The sequence below is a fragment of the Caballeronia sp. J97 genome, from assembly GCF_905220305.1.
Classification (GTDB): domain Bacteria; phylum Pseudomonadota; class Gammaproteobacteria; order Burkholderiales; family Burkholderiaceae; genus Caballeronia.
This window is the reverse complement of the sequence record NZ_CAJMZL010000041.1, coordinates 33,711-56,767: the sequence shown is the minus strand read 5'-3', so window position 1 is coordinate 56,767 and position 23,057 is coordinate 33,711. Positions and strand designations below refer to the sequence as shown.

Here is a 23,057-nt window from a genome sequence, read left to right as displayed (position 1 = left end):
TTTGATGCGCGATGGCATGCGCTCAAACGAACTGCGCCATCCGCGTCGCGCCCATTAACGGGCCAGAAATCTCTCTGCCAGGCGTACCCAATACGACGATCCAATCGATAACAGATCATCGTTGAAGTCATAACTGGCGTTGTGCAGCATGCATGGCCCTGCGCCATGTCCTTGCTCCCGATGTCCGCCATCGCCGTTGCCTAGGAACGCATAGCACCCGGGCTTTTCAAGCAGCATGAACGAAAAGTCCTCCGCCCCCATCGTCGGTTCGACGGCGGTATCGACTTTATCCTTTCCCACGACCTCCGCCATCACATCGGCCGCAAACCTCGTCTCTTCGGCCGAGTTGATCGTGGGCGGATAATTCCTGTGGAAGTAGATATCAACCTCACAATCGTAGGCGGCCGCAGTCGCCTCCACGATTTTGCGCATGCGCGCTTCAATCAGGTCGAGCGTCTCCATCGTGAAAGTGCGCACAGTCCCGCCGAGCCACGCTTGGTCGGGCACGACGTTCGCAGCTTCTCCGGCGTGAATCTGCGTAATGGACAGAACCGCCGTGTCGATCGGCTTTTTGTTTCGGGTAATGATGCTCTGAAGCCCATTCGCAATCTGGACTGCCGTAAAGACCGGATCGCGTCCATTGTGCGGCAAGGCTGCATGCGAACCGGTTCCGCGCACCGTGATACGAAACTCGTTGCTCGAGGCCATGATCGGCCCTTCGACGACGCCGAAATGACCAGCGGGAATTCCAGGCCAGTTATGAATGCCGAACACGGCGTCGACAGGAAACTGCGTGAAAAGACCGTCCTCGATCATGGCCTTGGCACCGGCACCGCCTTCTTCGGCCGGCTGAAAAATGAAAACGATCGTCCCGTCGAACTTGCCATGCTCGGCCAGATGTTTCGCCGCGCCAAGCAACATCGCGGTATGACCATCGTGCCCGCAGGCGTGCATCCGGCCGTCGTTCGTCGATCGATGCCCGAACGTATTCAGTTCCTGAATCGGCAGTGCGTCCATGTCTGCGCGCAGTCCGATCAAGGCTTTGGCGCTGCCGCGCTTCAGCACCCCGACCACTCCGGTTTTGCCCAATCCCCGATGCACCTCGATTCCCCAACGTTCGAGGCAGTCGGCCACCAGATTCGCGGTTCCGACCTCTTCATAGCGCAATTCGGGATGAGCATGGATCGTTCGTCGGAGCGTTTTGATTTCGTCGTGTGATGCTTCGATCTCTGGGATCAGATTCATTTGAACTACTCTCACGTTTGAATTCGGATTGCACGTATTGACCGTGCTAGTCGTTCCATTCTACGCCGCCACTATTTGCTGCATCGGACGGTCGATCGCATAGTGACCGTAATAGAATTCCGTCATCTACCGCTTTTATTTCGAGTTACCGGACTTTCCGATGAACGCTCCAGCCGAGTTTGCCCGAGCCGTATGCCCTCACGACTGCCCCGATACCTGCGCGATGCGCGTAACGGTAAAGGATGGCAAAGCGGTCAAGATCAGCGGCGATCCCGATCATCCGCCGACGCAGGGCGTGCTGTGCACGAAGGTCACCCGATATGCGGAGCGCACGCATCACAAAGAGCGTCTCGTGACGCCGTTGCGGCGAATCGGCAAAAAGGGCGAAGGTCGATTCGAGCCGGTCGGCTGGGACGAGGCGCTGCGACTCGCGGCTGAACGCCTGCGCCCGATCGCTCGACGCGCGCCCGAAGCCATCGTTCCGTACAGCTACGCAGGCACGATGGGACTGGTGCAAGGTGAAAGCGTCGCCGCGCGATTTTTCAACGTGCTCGGCGCGTCGCGACTCGAACGCACAATTTGCGCCGCTGCGGGCGCGGCCGGCCTGCGCTACACGTACGGCGCTAGCCTGGGCATGCATGCGGAGTATTACGAAGAGAGCGAGTTGATCCTTATCTGGGGCGCGAACCCAATCGCCTCGAGCCTGCACTTCTGGACGCGTGCCCAGGAAGCGAAGCGACGCGGCGCCAAGCTGATTGCGATCGATCCCTACAGATCGCTCACGGCGGAAAAGTGCCATCAACACATCGCGCTGCGTCCGGGAACCGATGCCGCGCTGGCGCTCGGCATGATCGATGTGCTGATCTGCGAGAATTTCATCGACCACGAGTATGTGAGCGCGCACACCGTGGGCTTCCACGAACTTGCGGCGCGCGCGGCGCAGTATCCACCTTCACGCGTCGCACAGATCTGCGGGATCGACGAGAGCGTGGTCATCGAACTTGCGCGCGCCTTCGGATCGACCCGGAAGGCTGCCATCCGCCTCAACTACGGCATGCAGCGCGTGCGCGGCGGCGGCAATGCGGTTCGTGCGATCGCTTGTTTGCCGTCATTGACGGGTGCGTGGCGCGACCGCGCCGGAGGTTTGCTGCTTTCCTCGTCCGGCTGGACGCCGACCGATGGCAGCGCGCTCGAGCGCCCCGATTTGCTGCCGGGATGGCCGTCGAATATTCCGCGCGCGATCAACATGAATGCGATCGGGGACGCGTTGCTGCATCCGGGCGACGAAATGTTCGGACCGAAAATCGAAGCGCTCATCGTCTACAACTCTAATCCTGTCGCGGTCGCGCCTGATTCGGCGAAAGTAGCGGCGGGCTTCGCGCGCGAGGATCTGTTCACGATCGTGCTGGAACACTTCCAGACCGACACGGCGGACTATGCAGACCTCATCTTCCCCGCGACGACGCAACTCGAGCATCTCGATGTCCACAAATCCTACGGGCACACGCATGTGATGGCGAACCTGCCGGCGATCCAGCCCGTCGGCGAAGCGCGCCCGAACACGGAAATATTCCGCGGCCTCGCTCGCGCGATGGGGCTCACCGAGCCCGCGCTTTTCGAAACCGACGAGCAGATCGCATCGAAGGCATTCCGCTGGGACGACCGCACGCTGGAAGGTCAAAGCTGGGACGCGTTGAAGGCGTCCGGCTGGCTGAAGCTCGACATCCCGCAGGCGCCGCTGGCCGAGGGCGCGTTTCGCACGCCTTCCGGAAAATGCGAGTTCTACAGCGAGCGCTTGAAACGCGAGGGTCACGATCCGTTGCCGGATTACCTGCCGCCTTACGAGTCTGCGGATGGCTCACCGGAACTGGCCGCCCGCTATCCGCTCGCGATGATTTCTCCGCCCGCGCGCAACTTTCTGAACAGCAGCTTCGTGAACATCGAAAGCTTGCGAGCGGCGGAGCGCGAACCGTATCTGGACATTCATCCCGCGGATGCCGAAGCGCGCTCCATCGCCGATGGCGCGCTGGTGCGCATCTTCAACGATCGCGGTTCGATGCAGGCGCGCGCCCGCGTGACGGAGCGTGCGCGTGAAGGCGTCGTCGTCGGTTTGTCGATCTGGTGGAAGAAGTTTTCGCCCGATGGCTGTAACGCCAATCAGGTGACGAGCCAGGCGTTGACCGATCTCGGCGGCTCCGCGACGTTTTACGATTGCCTCGTGGAAGCGGAGCCGATGGATCGATGAACGTCGCAGCGACAGATTCGAACGCGTCTGGTGTATGGCGTCTAACCCAGTTGTCGGAGACCGGCTGAAAAGCTAGGATTTCGTTTCCGCACGACCATTCTAAAATCATATAAAGGAGACGCCGGTGGAGAAACCCTGGCTGAAGTCTTACCCGGCCGGTGTGCCCGCGGACATCGATGCATCCGCGTATCGGTCCGTTTCCGAGCTGCTCGAGGACAGCTTCCGTGCGAATCGCGATCGCCGAGCCTTCGTGTGCATGGGCCAGTCGATCACGTATGCCGAGCTGGACTCGATGTCGAGAAAGCTGGCCGCGTGGTTTCAGAAGCGAGGGATGAAGCCCGGCGCGCGCGTCGCGCTGATGATGCCGAACGTCCTGCAATATCCGATCGCCATTGCGGCGGTGCTGCGTGCGGGCTACATCGTCGTCAATGTCAATCCGCTCTACACGCCGCGCGAACTCGAGCATCAGCTCAAGGACAGCGGCGCCGAAGCGATCGTCATTCTGGAGAATTTCGCCGGCACGCTTCAGGCCGTGGTCGGAAACACGTCGATCAAACATGTGGTCGTCGCGGCGATGGGCGATCTCATGGGACTAAAGGGGCTGCTGGTCAATTTGGTCGTGCGTCGCGTCAAGAAGATGGTGCCCGAGTGGAATCTGCCCGGCAGCATCCGCTTCAACGACGCGCTCAGCGAAGGCGGCCGCGTCACGCTGCAGCCTGTCGCGCAAAGCCCCGACGATGTCGCGTTCCTGCAATACACCGGGGGCACGACGGGTGTCGCCAAGGGCGCGACGCTCACGCATCGCAACTTGATCGCTAACACGCTGCAGTCGGAGGTCTGGCTCGATCCGGCCCGCAAGCGCCGCCCGGACATCGACCAGTTCGTGTGCGTGGTCGCGCTGCCGCTCTATCACATCTTCGCGCTGACGGTTTGCGGGATGCTCACGATCCGTACCGGCGGTCTCGGCGTGCTGATCCCGAATCCGCGCGATATCGCCGGGACGATCAAGGAACTGAAGGGCATTCCGGTCAACACGTTTCCGGCTGTCAACACGCTCTATAACGCGTTGCTGAATCATCCCGACTTCAGCAAGCTCGATTTCTCGAAGCTGATCGCCGCGAACGGCGGCGGAATGGCCGTTCAGGAAGCGGTCGCGAAGCGCTGGTTTGCGGCGACCGGCGTGCCGATCGTCGAAGGTTACGGCTTGTCGGAGACGTCGCCGTGCGTCACCTGCAATCCGGTGACCGCAACGGAATACACGGGCACGATCGGCTTGCCGCTTCCATCGACAGAAGTGTCCATCCGAGACGACGACAACAACGAAATGCCGCTCGGTCAGCCCGGCGAGATCTGCATTCGCGGTCCGCAGGTGATGGCAGGCTACTGGAATCGCCCCGACGAAACGGCAAAAGTGATGACCGCCGACGGCTTTTTCCGCTCGGGCGATGTCGGCGTGCTGGACGAGCGCGGCTACGTGAAGATCGTCGATCGCAAGAAGGACATGATTCTCGTGTCCGGCTTCAACGTGTATCCGAACGAAATCGAGGACGTCGTCGCGATGCTGCCGGGCGTGTTCGAAGTCGCCGCGGTCGGCGTGAAAGATCAGACTTCGGGCGAGGCCGTGAAGCTCTTCATCGTTCGCAAGGATCTGAGTCTGACGGAGGCCGACGTTATCGCCTACTGCAAGGAGCGGCTCACCGGCTACAAGCGTCCGCGCATGATCGAATTCCGCAACGAGCTGCCGAAAAGCAATGTCGGCAAGATTCTGCGGCGTGAGCTGCGCGACGGTCGCGCGTAGCGTTCGCATCGCCTGAAACGTGAAAGCCTTCGTTTCGCGAGAGACGAAGGCTTTTTTATCGGCAGCGCCCGGACGAAAAAAAGGCGCCCGAAGGCGCCTTTCAGAGCGTGCTGCTTTGTTACGACCTTATTAGAACTTGTGACGGATGCCGACGACAGCAGCAACCTGGTTCGACGTCGACGACGCCGACAGGCCGTTGATGTTCGCAACCGCTGCACGGTTCGTCGAATCCGTGCCGCTGGCGTGCTGGTAGATACCGTCGATGTACACGTCCGTGCGCTTCGACAGGAAGTAGTCCGCGCCCAGCATGCCTTGATGGTACTTGGCGTCGCTCAGGCCGTAACCCTTCGTGTAGTCATATGCGACGCCGAGCAGCAGGGCCGGGGTCAGCTGATACTTGAAGTTGATTTCGGCGTTGTGGAACTTGCCCGATCCGCCCGTGTAGCCAGCCGGGTTCAGGCCAGCGCCTGCTTCGTTGTTGACGTCCTTGAACTGCGTGTTGCTATACGTCGCGCCGATGGTCGCTGCGCCGAACGTGTAAGCACCGCCAGCCGAAATGACCTGTTGCGTCTTGGCCGATGCGAAGCCCGAGTACACGCGGCTCGACATGTTCGAAGCCGAAGGCGTCGTGGTCGCGGTGCGGCTCGTTGCGTTGTTGCCGAAGAACGAGTAGTTCGGGTCCTTGACGTTCAAGTAGCCCGCGCCCAACTGCAGGGGACCTTGCGAGTAGCCCAGGCCAACCGACCAGATCTGGTTGCGGTTGAACTGGCCAGCCTGGCCGCCGAGGCTATACAGACCGCCGAACGTGAAGCCAGCGTAGTTCGCGCTCGTGTACTTGACCGCGTTGTTCACGCGATTCGAGTTGTTCATGTTGTCCACGTCGCCCGGGTGTGCGCCGAAGTACGACGCCCACTGGCTGCCGACTTCGAATGCGCCGGTGAAGTCGACCACGGAGTCGTACTGACGACCCAGGGTGACCGTACCGAATTGAGCCGTCGACAGACCGACGTAAGCCTGACGGCCGAACATGTCGCCGCCTTGGCCCAGTTGGCCGTTGAACACGTTGAAACCGTTTTCCAACACGAAGATGGCCTTCAGACCGCCACCGAGGTCTTCCGTGCCGCGCAGGCCCCAACGGCTACCCTGCAGGTTGCCGCTGTTCAGTGCGTACAGCTTCTGGCCGCCGCTGTTGTTGTTGTAGGCGAAGCCTGCGTCGATGATGCCGTACAGCGTCACACTGCTCTGCGCATGTGCGGCGCCTGCAAAAACGCCCAATGCGGCGAGAGCGAGAAGCGACTTTTTCATTGAATAGATCTCCAAGGAGTGTTTGCGACTTTTGGCAAGGTCACTGTTCTTAGCGCCAGTGTGTTGACGGTCCCTGCCGGGCTTCTGAACGAAGGTGACACGTAATGTAACAAAGAGGCTTTGGCGAACAAAGGAAAAGGGGGTACGCCGGCCGACTCATGTGACGTTTACGCAACAGGCGCTAAAATGTTGGTTTTGCAGGATTTTTGCGACCCGTGTTTGCCCTAATTAACAAAGTGCTGCCTGCGAACAGGTGTTTTCAGCTCGATTTCGCGGGTGAAAAGTGCCGGGGCGCGACTCGCTGAGGTCACGACAGCGACGCGGCTTAAATGGTGCTCACGGGACGCTTTTCCGGAAATGACCCGCATGCTGGTGGTCTTTCGGGTGTTAGTCCCGGCAAGCCCGCGCGGCCTCGTTACCAGACGATGTGCGCTAAAATCCGCGTTTTCCGCCGCGTGCTCGTCGAGCCATTGCCCCGGCGATCGAACCGGCGCAGACACGTCGCAGGCGAACTACGAATAGAGGTGACACCATGACGCTCGATGAAGTCATCAGCGAGTTCGATCGAGGCTTGCGCTCCATGACCGGCGTGAGCCGCATGTCGCGACCGATTCCCGAATCGGCGATATCGGCTTCGGACGCACGAGGCGACGTCCACGCGGAGGAGTCGCAGCTCACGGAAAAAGAGCGCGCCCATTCGGCCGGCCTGATGCGCGTGAATCATGTCGGCGAAGTTTGTGCTCAGGCGCTTTATCAGGCGCAGAAGCTCGCCACCAACTCGCCCGAGCTCAAGGCAAGCTTCGAGCAAGCGGCTCGCGAGGAAGAAGATCATCTCGCGTGGACCTCGACGCGGCTGAAGGATCTGGAATCGCGGCCGAGCCTGTTGAATCCGTTGTGGTATGCCGGTGCGCTCGCCATCGGCTTCGTCGCGGGACGCTTCGGTGATCGCGCGAGTCTAGGCTTCATGGCGGAAACCGAGCGTCAGGTCGAGCAACATCTCGACGGCCACATGAAGACCTTGCCCGCGAACGATCACGCGTCGCGCGCGATCGTCGAGCAGATGCGCCTCGATGAAAGCGCGCATGCCGCGGCCGCGATCGGCGCAGGTGGGAGCGAAGTGCCGTTCCCGGTTCGCGCGTTGATGCGCGCAGCGTCCAAGGTCATGACGCGCACGGCGTATTACATATAGTGTGCTGAACGCCTCGACCGCCGCTTATCGAGACGAGCGAGGCACGCGCTGGCCGAAACCCTCGATCAGACCACGAAGCGGCTGCGGGAACCGTTACATTTCCCTCATTTCGCCTGCTCATTTCACGTACTACCTTCACATCCCGCACTAGCCCTCTAATTCATAACGATTTTCTCTTTTGCCGTCACTTCAAGCTCCTTCGCTAAGTCCTTGTTCTAGCAAATAAAAAGCACTCGAAAAAAAGGTACGCGTCTTGACCGAGGAAATGCGTTCCTCTAAAGTGGGAGACAGTGTGAGAAAGTGGTCTTTTGTGTGATTCAGAGGCCGTTTTCGAGCAAAACTGAAGTGGGGCGGGCGTCGTGGTGGGCGTCCGCAAACGGGGAGAAGGGCGAGTGTTCCAAGGGGCGTCGGCGCTGACGCTCGATGCGAAAGGGCGGATGTCGGTTCCGTCTCGCTATCGGGAAGCGCTGCAAGGGCAGGCTGAAGGCCGGGTGACGCTCACGAAGAGCCCGGATGGATGCCTGTTGCTGTTCCCTCGCCCGGAGTGGGAAGTCTTTCGCGCCAAGGTCGCCGCGCTTCCGATGGAAGCCATGTGGTGGCGGCGCATCTTTCTCGGTAATGCAATGGATGTCGAACTCGACGGCAACGGGCGCGTGTTGGTCTCGCCCGAGCTGCGCGCTGCTGCGTCGCTCGAAAAGGAAGTGACGCTGCTCGGCATGGGGGCGCACTTCGAGCTGTGGGATTCGCAGACTTACGCAGCGAAGGAAGCCGCGGCGATGGCGCAGGGCATGCCCGAAGCGCTGAAGAATTTCACGTTCTGACGCGGCGCTGAACAACATGGCTCCTGCGATGGGAAATGAATTGCAGCATCGCACGGTGCTGCTGAAGGAAGCGGTAGACGGACTGATCACGCGTGCGGACGGCATCTATATAGATGGCACATTCGGCCGCGGTGGTCATAGCCGGGCGATTTTGCAGCGACTGGGTGACGCGGGGCGACTGATCGCTTTCGACAAGGATCCTCTTGCAATCGCCACGGCGCAACAGATTCAGGACCCGCGCTTTTCGATCGTGCATGACAGCTTCGCGGCGTTGCGCGACGCGGCGAGCGAGCGTGGGGTAGGGCGGGTGTCGGGCGTGTTGCTGGATCTTGGCGTGTCGTCGCCGCAGGTGGACGACCCGGAGCGCGGCTTCAGCTTCCGCGCAGAAGGTCCGCTCGACATGAGGATGGATCCGACTCGCGGCGAGTCGGCGGCTGAGTGGCTCGCGCGGGCCACGGTGCAGGAAATCACGGAGGTCATCAGAGATTATGGGGAAGAACGGTTTGCTTTTCAGATTGCAAAGGCGCTTGTTGCTCGCCGGGCAGAGTCCGACCGTCTTGGGCCTCTCGACAGCACGCGCGAGCTTGCCGAAATCGTGGGTCACGTCGTCAAAACCCGTGAAAAGGGCAAGGACCCGGCAACTCGCACCTTTCAAGCTATACGGATTCACGTCAATCAAGAGCTTGCGGAGCTGCAGGTAGTACTCGAATCGGCATTGGAATTGTTGGAACAAGGGGGGCGGCTGGTCGTGATCAGCTTTCATTCACTCGAAGACCGGATCGTCAAGCGGTTCATGCAGGCGCACGCGAGCGCGCCGGCGGTGGACCGTCGTTTGCCGATCCGCGCGGTCGATCTTCCCAGCCCGCCGCTGCGCGTGGTCGGCCGCGTGTTTCCGGGTGATGCCGAAGTCGCCGACAACCCGCGCGCCCGATCCGCGGTGATGCGTATCGCTGAGCGGATCGCGCCATGAATCGTCTCAACATCTTTCTGCTCATCATCGTGCTCGGGTGCGCGCTGTCGGTCGTCAGCTCGACCAATCAGCAGCGGGAGATCTTCATCGACCTGCAGCGGGCGCAGTCGCAGGAGCGACAGCTTCAGCAGGATTACGCGCAGTTGCAGTACCAGCAGAGCGCGTTGTCCAAGACATCGCGCATCGAGCAACTGGCCACCAGCTCACTGAAAATGCAGCCCGTGACGACCGGCCGCACGCAATATCTCACCTACGACACGGCGGCCAACAAGGCCGCCGATGCACCGATGCCGCCGCCGCTGCCGGCGTCGGCGCCGCCTGCACGCGGAGTCAAGCGATGAAAAAATCCGCGAAGCAGAAAGACGTCGCTCACACGCCGAACCCGCTTCTCGCCGTGCGCCTGCCGATGTGGCGCTCGAAGTTCGTCGTGTTTCTGCTGTTCATGGCGTTCGTCGCGCTCGCTGCACGTGCGTTCTGGATTCAGGGCCCGGGCAACGCGTTCTTCAAGAAGCAGGGCGAAAGCCGCTATCAGCGCACGCTCGAAATGCCGGCGACGCGCGGCCAGATTCGCGACCGCAACGGTCTCGTGCTCGCGACGAGCCTGCCGGTGAAGGCCATCTGGGCGATTCCCGAAGCCGTGCCGAACGATCTCGGCGCGGACAAATTCGCGCAATTGTCCAAACTTCTCGAAATGCCGGAAAAGGAGCTACGCGCGAAGCTGTCGATGGACAAGACCTTTGTCTACGTGAAGCGTCAGGTTCCGCTCGAAGTCGCGCAGAAAGTCGCCGCGCTCGATATTCCCGGAATTTATTCGCGCGGCGAATACAAGCGCTTTTATCCGGAAGGCGAAATCACCGCGCACCTGATCGGCTTTACTAATATTGAAGACAAGGGGCAGGAGGGCGTCGAGCTCGGCGACCAGAATGTCCTCGCCGGCACGCCGGGCATGCGTCGCGTCATCAAGGACCGCATGGGTCACATCGTCGAGGATGTCGACGAACAGGTGGTGCCGCACAATGGTACGGACGTCGAACTCTCGATCGACAGCAAGATTCAGTACATCGCGTACACGAACCTGAAGGCCGCCGTCGAGAAATCGAAGGCGAAGGCAGGCGCGGCGATCGTGATCGACGTGAAAACGGGCGAGGTGCTCGCGCTCGTCAACTATCCCACGTACAACCCGAACGATCGCTCGCGCATGACCGGCGAGCAGTTGCGCAACCGCATCCTCACGGACACATTCGAGCCCGGCTCGATCATGAAACCGTTCACCGTTTCGCTCGCGCTCGATCTGCATCGGGTGACGCCGAACACGCTCGTGGAAACGGGCGGCGGCGTGTTCGTGCTCGACGGCGCGCGCATCACGGACGATTCCGGCTTCGGCACGCTCACCGTCGGCGGCGTGATTCAGAAGTCGAGCAATATCGGCGCAACCAAAATTGCGATGCAATTGCGTCCGGAGGAAATGTGGAATATGTACACGAGCATCGGGCTCGGTCAGGCGCCGAAGGTCGGTTTTCCGGGCGCGGTGACCGGGCGTCTGCGCCCGTGGAAAAGCTGGCGGCGCATCGAGCAGGCGACGATGTCCTACGGCTACGGTTTGTCCGCGTCGCTGTTCCAGCTCGCGCGCGCGTACACGGCGATCGCCAATGACGGGACCATTCTGCCCGTGTCGATTTTCCGCACGCCCGGCGATCAGCCGCCGCTCGGTCAGCAGGTGTTTTCGCCGACGACCGCGCGTCAGGTGCGCGCGATGCTCGAAACCGTGACGGCGAAGGGCGGTACGTCGCCGGATGCGGCGGTGCCGGGCTATCGCGTCGGCGGCAAGTCGGGCACGGCGTACAAGCACGGCGGCCACGGCTACGACCATTCGAAGTACCGCGCGTCGTTCGTCGGCATGGCGCCGATGCCTAATCCGCGCATCGTGGTGGCGGTGTCCGTCGACGAACCGACGGTCGGCAGCCACTTCGGTGGCCAGGTGTCGGGTCCGGTGTTTTCGGGCATCGTCGGCGATACGCTGCGCGCGCTCAATGTGCCGCCCGACATGCCGGTCAAGCAGATGGTCGTGACCGACGATTCGAATTCCGCCACGCAACCGGCCGCGCAACAGCCGGCGAACACGAACAACGCGAATGCCGCGAAGAAAGTCGCGGTATCGAGCAATACCAAGACGCATCCGGGAGTCGTGCGATGAGCGCGCAAGCCCGGCAGAGCAAGATGCAAAAGGACGTATCACAAGCTGTTCAATGGCTGCGCGCTCACGCGCGGCCAGAGGCGCAATTGCACGCCGACACGCGCTCGCTCAAGAGCGGCGACGTGTTTCTCGCCTATGCGGTCGACGGCGCCGACAACCGTCCGTATCTCGACGCCGCGCTCGCCGCGGGCGCGGCCGCGGCGCTTTATCAGCCGGAGAATTTCGCGGGCAAGCCGGATGCGGCGAAGACGCTCGCCGTGAAGGCGTTGAACGAGCTCGCGGGCCCGATCGCGTCCGCATGGTACGGCGAGCCGACCGCGTCGATGCTGACCGTCGGCGTGACGGGCACGAACGGCAAGACGTCGTGCAGCCAGTGGATCGCGACGGCGCTCTCCGCGCTCGGCCGTCCGTGCGCGATCGTTGGCACGCTCGGCATCGGCATGCCGGGCAAGCTCGTGCATAGCGGCTTCACCACGCCCGATGCGCCGCAACTGCAGCGCAGTCTCGCGCAACTGAAGGCGCAAGGCGCGGAAGGCGTCGCGATGGAAGTTTCGTCGCACGCGCTGCATCAGGGCCGGGTGAACGGCGTCGACTTCGACATCGCCATCTTCACGAATCTCACGCAGGATCATCTCGATTACCACGGCACGTTCGACGCCTACGAAGCAGCGAAGGCGCGCCTCTTCGTCTGGCCGTCGCTGAAGACGGCGATCGTCAATCGCGACGACGCGGCCGGTCAGCGCCTGATCGAATCGTTGCGCGGCAAGGTGCGTACGATTGCGTACGGCGTCGAAATGCCTGCCAGCGCCGCGCCGAGCGCCGACGCGTTGCTGCTCGCAAGCCAGGTCCGCGCGACGGCGACCGGCACCGCGTTTCATTTGTCGTCGGACTGGGGCGAAGCCGAAGTCGAAGTCGGTACGCTCGGCACGTTCAACGTGAGCAATCTGCTTTCCGTGCTCGGCACGCTGCTCGAAGTCGGCGTGCCGTTCGATGCGGCGATCGCGCGCATCGAAAAGCTCGAATCGGTCAACGGCCGCATGGAGCGGCTCGGCGGACGCCCCCAGAGCGATGAACCGCTCGTCGTGATCGATTACGCGCACACGCCCGATGCACTCGACAAAACGCTTACCGCGCTGCGCCCGATCGCGCAGGCGCGAGGCGGCGAGCTCGTCTGCATGTTCGGTTGCGGCGGCGACCGCGATGCAACCAAACGCCCGCTGATGGGTGAAATTGCCGAACGTCTCGCGGATCAGGTCGTCATCACGAGCGACAACCCGCGTAGCGAAGACCCGATGTCGATCATCGATCAAATCGCGGGCGGCATGAAAGACGCCGCGAAGGCGCGCCGAATCGAAGACCGTGCGAGCGCCATTCTGCAAGCGGTCCGTTCGGCGGCGCGCGAGGACGTCGTCGTGCTCGCTGGGAAGGGGCACGAAGCCACGCAGGAAATCATGGGCAAGAAACGCGCGTTCTCGGATCAGGATCACGCGCGCCTCGCGTTGGCCGCACGCGCCACGCAACAGCGCGGAGGTGGCGAATGACGATGTTCACCCTGCATGACGCTGCCGCGATGATTCCCGGCGCGACCTTCAAGGGCGATGCGGATATCGCCATCGAGCGCGTCGTCACGGACAGCCGCGGCATTCAGGCCGGTGACCTGTTCGTCGCGGTGAGGGGCGATCGCTTCGATGCGCATGATTTCCTTGATCAGGTTGCGAAGAGCGGCGCGGCCGCAGCGCTCGTGTCACGCGACCCGAGCAACGCCGATGCCTGGCCACTTCCTGTCATCAAGGTAAAGGACACGCGCGCGGCGCTCGGTGCGCTGGCGCACGGCTGGCGCAAGCGCTTCACGATGCCGCTCGTCGCGGTCACGGGCAGCAATGGCAAGACGACGGTCAAGGAGATGATCGCGTCGATCTTCGCGGCTACGGTGGGCGAAGAGGCGCGTCTCGCGACGGCCGGAAATTTCAACAACGACATCGGCTTGCCGCTCACGCTGTTCCGTTTGCGGGCGTCGCACAAGCTCGCGGTCGTCGAGCTCGGCATGAACCATCCGGGCGAAACGGAAGTGCTCGGCAAGATCGCCGCGCCGGATGTCGCTGTCGTCAACAATGCGCAGCGCGAGCATCAGGAGTTCATGGCGACGGTCGAAGCTGTCGCGCTCGAACACGCATCGGTCATTCATGCGCTGGGCGCTGCGGGCACCGCCGTGTTTCCCGCCGACGATCAATACGCCGTCTTCTGGCGCACGGCCGCAACGGACAACGCGATCATCGACTTCGCGCTGACGGACGATGCGTCGAAGGCCGCCGTCACCGGTACGCTCGAAGGCACGACGGTGCACATGCGCACGCCGCAAGGCGCGTTCGACATCGCGCTGAACGTGCTCGGCGAGCACAACGCGCGCAACGCGCTGGCCGCGACCGCCGCTGCGCTCGCCGCGGGCGTTTCGCTCGATGCGATCAAGCGCGGCCTCGAAGCATTTCAGCCTGTAAAAGGCCGCTTGCAGGTGAAGCGCGCGATTCTCGGCGCGCTGAACGGCGCGACCGTCATCGACGACACGTACAACTCGAATCCCGATTCGATGCGCGCCGCCATCGACGTGCTCGCATCGCAGGCAACGCCACGCGTGCTCGTGATGGGCGACATGGGCGAAGTCGGCGAGGAAGGCCCGGCATTTCATCGCGAAGTCGGCGCGTACGCGGCAGAGCGCGGCATCGATGCGCTGTTCGCGCTCGGCGCCGCGAGCGTCGATTCCGTGAACGCATTCAACGCGGCGGCATCGAAGCAATCCGCGAAGCATTTCGCCGACGTCAGCGAAATGCTCGCGGCACTCGAACACGCAGGCTATGGCAACAAGGCCACGTATCTCGCGAAAGGCTCGCGCTTCATGAAGATGGAGCGCGTGGTAGACGCCTTGACGAGCCCACAACAACCCGCCGCGGGCACGACGCCCGCAGCACATTGATTCACTGAAAGAGAAGGACCAGCATGTTACTCGCACTCGCGCAATGGCTTCAGAATGACGCCAGCTTCATGCGCGTGTTTACCTACATTACGTTCCGCGCCGTGGGAGCCACGGCGACGGCGCTTCTGATCGGCCTCGTTTGCGGCCCTTGGGTCATCCGCAAGCTGACCGCGCTGAAGGTCGGTCAGGCCGTGCGCAAGGACGGCCCGCAGACGCACCTCGTCAAATCCGGCACGCCGACGATGGGCGGTGTCCTGATCCTCATGGGCATCGCCGTGTCCACGTTGCTGTGGGCCGACCTCACGAACCGCTTCGTGTGGATCGTGATGCTCGTCACGTTCGGCTACGGCGTGATCGGCTGGGTGGACGACTATCGCAAGGTCGTGCACAAGGATCCGCGCGGCATGTCCTCGCGGGAGAAGTATTTCTGGCAATCGGTGATCGGCCTGTTCGCGGCGGTGTATCTCGCGTTTTCGGTTTCCGAGGCGAACAACGCGCGCGTGTTCGATCTCTTCATGGCGTGGGTGAGAAGCGGCCTCTCGATGGGACTGCCCGCGCGCGCCGACCTGATGCTGCCGTTCCTCAAGTCGATCACGTATCCGCTCGGCGTGTGGGGTTTCATCGCGATGACGTATTTCGTGATCGTCGGTTCGAGCAACGCGGTGAATCTCACCGACGGCCTCGACGGTCTCGTCATCATGCCGGTCGTGCTCGTCGGGGCGTCGCTCGGCGCGTTCGCCTATGTGATGGGCAGTTCGGTCTATTCGAAATATCTGCTGTTCCCGCACATTCCCGGCGCGGGCGAGCTTTTGATCTTTTGTTCCGCGATGGGAGGCGCCGGTCTCGCGTTTCTCTGGTACAACACGCACCCCGCGCAAGTCTTCATGGGCGATGTCGGCGCGCTCGCGCTCGGCGGCGCGCTCGGGACGATCGCGGTGATCGTCCGTCAGGAAATCGTGCTCTTCATCATGGGCGGCATCTTCGTCGCGGAGACGCTCTCCGTGATGCTGCAGGTCTTCTGGTTCAAGTTCACGAAGCGCCGCTATGGCGAGGGACGGCGTTTCTTCAAGATGGCGCCGCTGCATCATCACTACGAGCTGTCGGGCTGGACCGAGACGCAAGTGGTGGTGCGCTTCTGGATCATCACGTTGATGCTGTGTCTGTTCGGTCTATCGACGCTCAAGCTGCGTTGATCTTTTTGCGTTTTGGCGGTTTTTCAGTTTTTCGGGAAAGGTAAAGCGATGTTTGGCGAGAAGTTTGTCGGTCGGCAAAGTCCGATGGTGCTCGTGCTGGGACTGGGTGAATCCGGTCTCGCGATGGCGCGCTGGTGCGCCAGGCACGGTTGCCGCCTGCGCATCGCCGACACGCGCGAAACGCCGCCGAATCTCTCCGAGCTCGCGATCCACAAGATCGACGCGGATTTCGTCGGCGGCGCGTTCACACCGGCGCTGCTGGATGACGGCATCGAGCTCGTCGCGATCAGCCCGGGGCTTTCGCCGCTCGCGCCGGATCTCGCGCCGCTGATCGCTGCGGCGAACGAGCGCGGCATTCCCGTATGGGGCGAACTCGAACTTTTCGCGCAGGCGCTCGCCGGGCTCGGCGCGAACGGATACGCGCCGAAGGTCATCGCGATCACGGGCACGAACGGCAAGACCACGACGACCGCGCTGACCGGACTCCTGTGCCAGCGCGCGGGCAAGTCGGTTGCGGTCGCGGGCAACATCAGCCCGGCGATGCTCGACAAACTGACCGAAGCCATCGACCAGACCGCGCTGCCCGATATCTGGGTGCTCGAACTGTCGAGCTTCCAGCTGGAAACCGCGCACACGTTCGCACCCGATGCGGCCGCGGTGCTCAACATCACGCAGGACCATCTCGACTGGCACGGCGGCCTCGACGCCTACGCCGCCGCGAAGGGCCGCATCTTCGGCTTGCGCACGACGCGCGTGCTGAACCGTGACGACAGCCGCACGATGGCGCTCGCGAAGAACATCGCGCAGGATCGCGTCGTGACGTTTGGTCTGGACGAGCCGTGTCACGTCGGCGACTACGGACTCATGCGCGACAACGGCATGGCCTGGCTGGTCGAAGGCATCGATCGCGACGCCGCCGATGAACCCGCGCCGTCGCGTCGTCGCAAGCATGAGGTGAGCGAGCCGAACGTCGTTTCGAAACGACTGATGCCCGCCGATGCACTGCGTATCCGCGGTCTTCACAACGCGGCGAACGCGCTGGCGGCGCTTGCGCTCACGCGCGCGATCGATCTGCCGCTGGCCGCGCTGCTGCATGGCCTGCGCGAGTATCGTGGCGAGCCGCATCGCGTTGAAGTGATCGCGCAGATCGACGGCGTGGATTATGTCGACGACAGCAAGGGCACCAACGTCGGCGCGACCGTCGCCGCACTCGACGGCCTCGCGCAACGCATCGTGCTGATCGCCGGCGGCGACGGCAAGGGGCAGGACTTCTCGCCGCTCGAAGCGCCGGTCGCACGCTGGGCGCGCGCGGTGATGCTGATCGGCCGCGACGCGTCGCGCATTCGCGAGACGCTGGCCTCGACGGGCGTCGCGCTCGAAGACCACGCGACGCTCGAAGCCGCGACCAACGCTGCCGCGCGCATCGCGCAAGCCGGCGACGCCGTGCTGCTCTCGCCCGCGTGCGCGAGCCTCGACATGTTCAAGAACTACGCACACCGCGCCGACGTGTTTCGCAGCGCGGTCGAAGATATCGCCGCCGCGCGGGGAGTGATGCTATGAGCTGGTCGGAACGCTTCGGATCGAAACTCACCGGCCAGCGCAACGCCGTGCCGGGCGACTCGCTCGCGGGCCGTTCGAACTCAGGTACGCGCGGCGGCATTTCGAGCGCCGTCAACGGTGTGCGTCCCGCGCGCTCGCGCATGCTCGACTACGACTATTCGCTGTTGTGGGTGATGATCGCGCTCCTCGGGCTGGGCATCGTGATGGTGTACTCGGCGTCGATCGCCATGCCCGACTCGCCCAAGTACGCGAGCTACCGCGACTATCACTTCCTCGTGCGCCATCTGATTTCGATCACGACGGCGCTGGTCGGCGCGATCATCGCGTTCAAGATTCCGATCAAGACGTGGGACAAATACGCGCCGAAGCTCTTTCTCGTCGCGCTGGTCATGCTCGTCATCGTGCTCATTCCGCATGTCGGCAAGGGCGTGAACGGCGCGCGTCGCTGGATTCCGCTCGGCATCACGAACATGCAGCCGTCGGAAATCATGAAGCTCGCGGTGACGATCTACGCCGCGAACTACACGGTGCGCAAGCAGGAGTTCATGCACAGCTTCGGCAAGGGCTTCCTGCCGATGGCGGTCGCGGTCGGCGCGGTCGGCGCGCTGCTGCTGCTCGAGCCCGACATGGGCGCATTCATGGTGATCGCCGCCATCGCGATGGGCGTGCTGTTCCTCGGCGGTGTCAACGGCAAGCTCTTCGGCGGCCTCGTCGCGACGGCGGTGGGCACGTTCACGTTGCTCGTGTGGGCGTCGCCGTGGCGTCGTGAGCGGATCTTCGCTTACCTCGATCCGTGGGACGAACGTTATGCGCAAGGCAAGGCGTATCAGTTGACGCACTCTCTGATCGCGTTCGGGCGCGGCGAGTGGTTCGGCGTCGGCCTCGGCGGCAGCGTCGAGAAGCTCAACTATCTTCCGGAAGCGCATACCGACTTCATTCTCGCCGTGATCGGCGAGGAGCTCGGGTTCGTCGGCGTGATCTGCGTGATCCTGCTGTTCTACTGGATCGTGCGCCGCGCGTTCGAGATCGGCCGTCAGGCGCTCGCGCTCGATCGCACGTTCGCCGGTTTGATGGCGAAGGGCGTCGGCATCTGGTTCGGCGCGCAGACCTTCATCAACATGGGCGTGAATCTCGGTCTCCTGCCGACCAAGGGTCTCACGCTGCCGCTCGTTTCCTACGGCGGCTCGGGCATTCTGCTGAACTGCGTCGCGCTGGCCGTCCTGCTGCGTGTCGACTACGAAAATCGTGTACTGATGCGCGGAGGAAAAGTATGACCGCGCAACGCGACCGCACCTTGATGGTGATGGCGGGCGGCACCGGGGGCCACGTGTTCCCGGGGCTCGCGGTCGCGCACTGGATGCAGGCGCAGGGCTGGCGCGTGGTGTGGCTCGGCAACGCGAGCGGCATGGAAGCGACGCTCGTGCCGAAGCACGGCATTCCGATGGAATGCGTGCGTTTCGGCGGCGTGCGCGGCAAGGGCTTCAAGACGAAGCTGATGTTGCCGGTGAATCTGCTGCGCGCGTGTTCGCAGAGCTTCGCCGCATTGCGTCGCGTGAAGCCGGACGTCGTGCTCGGCATGGGCGGCTACATCACGTTTCCGGCGGGCATCATGACGAAGCTCGCGGGCTGCCCGCTCGTGCTGCACGAACAGAATTCGATCGCGGGACTCGCGAACAAGGCGCTTGCGCATCTAGCGAAGCGCGTGCTCGTCGCGTTTCCCAATGCTCTGCCGAATGCGGAATGGACCGGAAACCCGATCCGTGCGGAACTAACCAGCGCATTGCCACCCAAAGAACGCTACGCCGCGCGTTCGGGACGCCTGAACGTGCTCGTCGTCGGAGGCAGTCTCGGCGCCGCCGCGCTCAACGAAACCGTGCCCAAAGCGCTCGCGATGCTCGCATCGGACGAGCGTCCGCGCATCGTGCATCAGGCGGGCGCGAAGCATATCGAAGCACTGGAAGCGAACTACGCGGCTGCGGGTCTCACGCGCGGTGAAGACCTGCAACTCGTGCCGTTCATCGAAGACATGGCGAGCGCGTATGCATCGGCGGATCTCGTCATCTGCCGCTCGGGCGCGATGACGGTCTCGGAGATCGCGGCGGTCGGCGTGGCGGCGCTCTTCGTGCCGTTCCCGTTCGCCGTAGACGATCACCAGACGACCAACGGCGCGTTCCTTGCGAAGAACGGCGCGGCTGAATTGATACAACAACGCGATTTGTCGGCGCAGAAGCTCGCCGACTGGTTACGCGCACAGTCGCGCGCATCGCTCGCGGACATGGCCGAGCGCTCGCGCGCGCTCGCGAAACCGGATGCGACCGAAAGGGTCGCGAGCATATGCGCCGACGTGGCCGGCGCGCGTATGAACGCGCAAGCTCGGGAGGCACATTAAATGAAACATATCGTCAAGCATATTCACTTCGTCGGGATCGGCGGCGCGGGCATGAGCGGCATCGCCGAAGTGCTGCTCAACCTCGGCTATCAGGTCAGCGGCTCGGATCTTTCGAACGGCGCGGTCACGGAGCGCCTGCGTGCACTCGGCGCGCGCGTCGAGATCGGCCATCACGAGCAGAACATCGAAGGCGCGAATGCGGTCGTCGTGTCGACGGCCGTGCGTCCCGACAATCCCGAGGTGCTCGCCGCGCGCCATCGGCGCGTGCCGATCGTGCCGCGCGCCGTGATGCTCGCGGAACTGATGCGCCTGAAGCAGGGCATCGCGATCGCCGGCACACACGGCAAGACCACGACGACTTCGCTCGTCGCGAGCGTGCTCGCGGCGGGCGGGCTCGACCCGACCTTCGTGATCGGCGGGCGTCTGATCAGCGCGGGCGCGAACGCGCGCCTCGGCACGGGCGATTTCATCGTCGCGGAAGCCGACGAGTCCGATGCGTCGTTCCTCAATCTGTTCCCGGTGATCGAAGTCATCACGAACATCGACGCCGATCACATGGACACCTACGGCCACGACTTCGCGCGGCTGAAGCAGGCGTTCATCGAGTTCACGCACCGCCTGCCGTTCTACGGCATCGCGGTGCTGTGCGTGGACGATCCGAACGTGCGCGAAATCCTGCCGTTCGTGTCGAAGCCGATCATCCGTTACGGTCTCGGCGCGGAAGCGGAAGTGCGCGCGGTGAACGTCGAAGCGCGCGATGGCCGCATGCATTTCACGACATTGCGCGCGGACGCGCCGTCGCTCGACATCGTGCTGAACCTGCCGGGCACGCACAACGTGCAGAACGCGCTCGCGGCGATTGCTATCGCGACTGAACTCGAAGTCGCCGATGCCGATATCCAGCGTGCACTCGCCGAATTCAACGGCGTGGGCCGGCGTTTCCAGCGTTACGGCGAAGTGAGCGCGAGCAACGGCGAAGGTACCTACACGCTGATCGACGACTACGGTCATCACCCGGTCGAAATGGCCGCGACGATCGCGGCGGCGCGCGGCGCGTTTCCCGACCGGCGTCTCGTGCTCGCGTTCCAGCCGCATCGCTACACGCGCACGCGCGACTGCTTCGAGGATTTCGTGAAGGTGCTTTCGACGGTTGATGCGCTCGTGCTCACCGATGTTTACGCAGCCGGCGAAGCGCCCATCGTCGCCGCCGACGGTCGCGCGCTGGCGCGTGCGATTCGCGTCGCGGGCAAGGTCGAGCCGGTGTTCGTCGAAACCATCGACGAAGTGCCCGACGCGGTGACGACCATCGCGCGTAACGGCGATGTGGTGATCGCAATGGGCGCGGGTTCCATCGGCGGCGTGTGCGCCAAGCTGGTCAACGTGGCAAACGGCCAGAACTGAAATGACAGACGTAACGAGCAATCAAGTGAATCAAATCGATCCGAAGGTATTCGGCAAAGTCGCGGTGCTGCTCGGTGGGAATTCCGCCGAGCGCGAGGTCTCGCTCAATTCCGGGCGCCTCGTACTCGAAGGCCTGCGCGAGGCGGGCATCGACGCGCATCCGTTCGATCCTGCCATGCATCCGCTTTCGGATCTGAAGGCGCAGGGCTTCGTGCGCGCGTTCATCGCGCTGCATGGCGGTTATGGCGAGAACGGGCAACTGCAAGGCGCGCTGGATTTCTACGGCATTCGTTACACGGGCAGCGGCGTGCTCGGCTCGGCGCTCGGCATGGACAAACTGCGCACGAAACTCGTGTGGCAGCAGACCGGCGTGCCGACGCCGCCGTTCGAGACCGTGTTTCGCGGCGAAGACTACGCGGCTCGCGCGCAGGACATCATCGCGAAGCTGGGGCTGCCGCTTTTCGTGAAGCCGGCGAGCGAAGGATCGAGCGTCGCCGTCATCAAGGTGAAGAGTGCGGAAACGCTCGTGCCCGCGCTCGAAGAAGCGGCGCACTACGACAAGATCGTGATCGTCGAGAAGAGCATCGAAGGCGGCGGCGAATTCACGTGCTGCATCGCGGGCGATCTCGACTTGCCGGTCATCAAGATCGTGCCGGCGGGCGAGTTCTACGACTATCACGCGAAGTACGTCGCCGACGACACGCAGTACCTGATTCCGTGCGGCCTGACCGAAACCGAAGAAGCGCGCATGAAGCAACTGACCAAGCGCGCGTTCGAGATTCTCGGCTGCACTGACTGGGGCCGCGCCGACTTCATGCTCGATGCAGACGGCAACCCGTATTTCCTCGAGGTGAACACGGCGCCCGGCATGACCGATCACTCGTTGCCGCCGAAGGCCGCGCGCGCGGTCGGCATCAGCTACAAGGATCTCGTCGTGAAGGTGCTGTCGCTCACGCTGAAGAACTAGGTCGATCACACACAGGACACGAACAAGCGAAACCATGTGGAACAACGTTCGCCAACTCAACCTCGCCGCCAACGCGCTGCACGTCGTGCTCGTGCTGCTGCTTCTGGCCGCCGCGGGTTACTGGGCGATCCAGCGTCCCGAGTTTCGCCTGCGCGAGATTCAGATCGACGGGGACACGACGCATGTCAGTTCGCCGGTCGTGCGCGCGAGCGTGGTCGGCCACCTGAAGGGCAACTTCTTCACGGTCGATCTGGACGCGGCGCGCGCCGCGTTCGAGCAGGTGCCGTGGGTGCACCGCGCGAGCGTGCGGCGCGTGTGGCCGAATGCGCTCGCGGTGACGCTGGAGGAATACAAGCCGCTCGGCACGTGGGGCAACGATCAACTGGTGAGCGTCGATGGCGATCTCTTCACCGCGAACCAGGGCGAGCTCGACGACGACCTGCCCGCGTTCGACGGACCCGAGGGCACGGCGAAGGAAGTCGTCGCGCGCTTTCACGATTTCCAGAAGTGGTTCGCGCCGATCGACGCGAAGCCGGAGGAAGTGACGCTGTCGCCGCGTTTCGCGTGGACGGTCAAGCTGTCGAACGGCACGCAGATCGAACTCGGCCGCGAGCGCAACCAGGACACGCTGAACGAGCGTTGCAAGCGTTTCGTCGCGTCGTGGTCGTCCGTTACGGGACGATGGGGGAAGGACATCGAATATGCGGATTTGCGGTACCCGAACGGCTTTGCCATACGAGCCGCGAACATGCGCTTCATCAACGACACCGATAAGGCCAAGAAGTAAGCAGACATCACAGGCATGAGCACGC

At 63.1% G+C, this 23,057-nt stretch carries 18 protein-coding genes; 16 read left to right on the top strand and 2 right to left on the bottom strand.

What is annotated here, in order from left to right:
- Positions 1–54: 54 nt before the first annotated feature.
- Complete coding sequence (locus U4Y90_RS32505; protein ID WP_321800881.1) at positions 55–1,245, bottom strand: M20 aminoacylase family protein; 1,191 nt, start codon at positions 1,243–1,245, stop codon at positions 55–57.
- Between the two features lie 160 nt (positions 1,246–1,405).
- Here U4Y90_RS32505 and U4Y90_RS32500 point away from each other — a divergent pair, with 160 nt between their 5' ends.
- Positions 1,406–3,490: a molybdopterin oxidoreductase family protein gene (locus U4Y90_RS32500; protein ID WP_321800879.1), complete on the top strand. Its 2,085-nt coding sequence runs from the start codon at positions 1,406–1,408 to the stop codon at positions 3,488–3,490.
- Positions 3,491–3,614: 124 nt separating this feature from the next.
- Positions 3,615–5,288, top strand: a complete 1,674-nt coding sequence (locus U4Y90_RS32495) for a long-chain fatty acid--CoA ligase (RefSeq protein WP_321800878.1) — start codon at positions 3,615–3,617, stop codon at positions 5,286–5,288.
- Between the two features lie 129 nt (positions 5,289–5,417).
- Here U4Y90_RS32495 and U4Y90_RS32490 read toward each other — a convergent pair whose 3' ends face one another.
- Positions 5,418–6,593 carry a porin gene (locus U4Y90_RS32490; protein WP_321800876.1) on the bottom strand — a complete coding sequence of 392 codons (1,176 nt, stop codon included), beginning with the start codon at positions 6,591–6,593 and terminating at the stop codon, positions 5,418–5,420.
- A 532-nt stretch (positions 6,594–7,125) separates the two neighbouring features.
- Between U4Y90_RS32490 and coq7 the strand changes: the two genes are divergently transcribed.
- From coq7 to U4Y90_RS32420, 14 genes are all read left to right on the top strand, one after another.
- Entirely contained in the window at positions 7,126–7,782 is a 657-nt protein-coding gene (coq7, locus tag U4Y90_RS32485; RefSeq protein ID WP_321800874.1) for a 2-polyprenyl-3-methyl-6-methoxy-1,4-benzoquinone monooxygenase, read from the top strand.
- Between the two features lie 392 nt (positions 7,783–8,174).
- Complete coding sequence (mraZ, locus tag U4Y90_RS32480) at positions 8,175–8,603, top strand: division/cell wall cluster transcriptional repressor MraZ (RefSeq protein WP_062610501.1); 429 nt, start codon at positions 8,175–8,177, stop codon at positions 8,601–8,603.
- A 28-nt stretch (positions 8,604–8,631) separates the two neighbouring features.
- Positions 8,632–9,573, top strand: coding sequence for a 16S rRNA (cytosine(1402)-N(4))-methyltransferase RsmH (rsmH, locus tag U4Y90_RS32475; RefSeq protein ID WP_321800885.1), 942 nt, complete (start codon positions 8,632–8,634; stop codon positions 9,571–9,573).
- Positions 9,570–9,914, top strand: a complete 345-nt coding sequence (gene ftsL, locus U4Y90_RS32470; RefSeq protein ID WP_321800871.1) for a cell division protein FtsL — start codon at positions 9,570–9,572, stop codon at positions 9,912–9,914. The genes rsmH and ftsL overlap by 4 nt, the downstream gene beginning before the upstream one ends.
- Positions 9,911–11,767 (top strand): penicillin-binding protein 2, encoded by a 1,857-nt coding sequence (locus U4Y90_RS32465; RefSeq protein WP_321800870.1) that lies wholly within the window; start codon positions 9,911–9,913, stop codon positions 11,765–11,767. The genes ftsL and U4Y90_RS32465 overlap by 4 nt, the downstream gene beginning before the upstream one ends.
- Positions 11,764–13,308, top strand: a complete 1,545-nt coding sequence (locus tag U4Y90_RS32460) for a UDP-N-acetylmuramoyl-L-alanyl-D-glutamate--2,6-diaminopimelate ligase (RefSeq protein ID WP_321800869.1) — start codon at positions 11,764–11,766, stop codon at positions 13,306–13,308. Before U4Y90_RS32465 ends, U4Y90_RS32460 begins: the two co-directional genes overlap by 4 nt.
- The gene (locus U4Y90_RS32455; protein WP_321800868.1) at positions 13,305–14,735 is read left to right on the top strand and encodes a UDP-N-acetylmuramoyl-tripeptide--D-alanyl-D-alanine ligase; all 1,431 of its coding nucleotides are present in this window, start codon (positions 13,305–13,307) and stop codon (positions 14,733–14,735) included. The genes U4Y90_RS32460 and U4Y90_RS32455 overlap by 4 nt, the downstream gene beginning before the upstream one ends.
- A gap of 23 nt (positions 14,736–14,758) precedes the next feature.
- Positions 14,759–15,928, top strand: a complete 1,170-nt coding sequence (gene mraY / locus U4Y90_RS32450) for a phospho-N-acetylmuramoyl-pentapeptide-transferase (RefSeq protein WP_321800866.1) — start codon at positions 14,759–14,761, stop codon at positions 15,926–15,928.
- A 48-nt stretch (positions 15,929–15,976) separates the two neighbouring features.
- Entirely contained in the window at positions 15,977–17,488 is a 1,512-nt protein-coding gene (gene murD / locus U4Y90_RS32445; RefSeq protein ID WP_321800864.1) for a UDP-N-acetylmuramoyl-L-alanine--D-glutamate ligase, read from the top strand.
- Positions 17,485–18,762 carry a putative lipid II flippase FtsW gene (ftsW, locus tag U4Y90_RS32440; protein ID WP_321800862.1) on the top strand — a complete coding sequence of 426 codons (1,278 nt, stop codon included), beginning with the start codon at positions 17,485–17,487 and terminating at the stop codon, positions 18,760–18,762. The genes murD and ftsW overlap by 4 nt, the downstream gene beginning before the upstream one ends.
- A complete protein-coding gene (murG, locus tag U4Y90_RS32435) occupies positions 18,759–19,877 on the top strand; it encodes an undecaprenyldiphospho-muramoylpentapeptide beta-N-acetylglucosaminyltransferase (protein WP_321800860.1) in 1,119 nt (372 codons plus the stop codon). The genes ftsW and murG overlap by 4 nt, the downstream gene beginning before the upstream one ends.
- Positions 19,878–21,278, top strand: a complete 1,401-nt coding sequence (gene murC / locus U4Y90_RS32430) for a UDP-N-acetylmuramate--L-alanine ligase (protein ID WP_321800858.1) — start codon at positions 19,878–19,880, stop codon at positions 21,276–21,278.
- A gap of 25 nt (positions 21,279–21,303) precedes the next feature.
- Entirely contained in the window at positions 21,304–22,245 is a 942-nt protein-coding gene (locus U4Y90_RS32425; RefSeq protein ID WP_321800857.1) for a D-alanine--D-alanine ligase, read from the top strand.
- A gap of 34 nt (positions 22,246–22,279) precedes the next feature.
- A complete protein-coding gene (locus tag U4Y90_RS32420; RefSeq protein WP_321800856.1) occupies positions 22,280–23,032 on the top strand; it encodes a cell division protein FtsQ/DivIB in 753 nt (250 codons plus the stop codon).
- Positions 23,033–23,057: the final 25 nt, after the last annotated feature.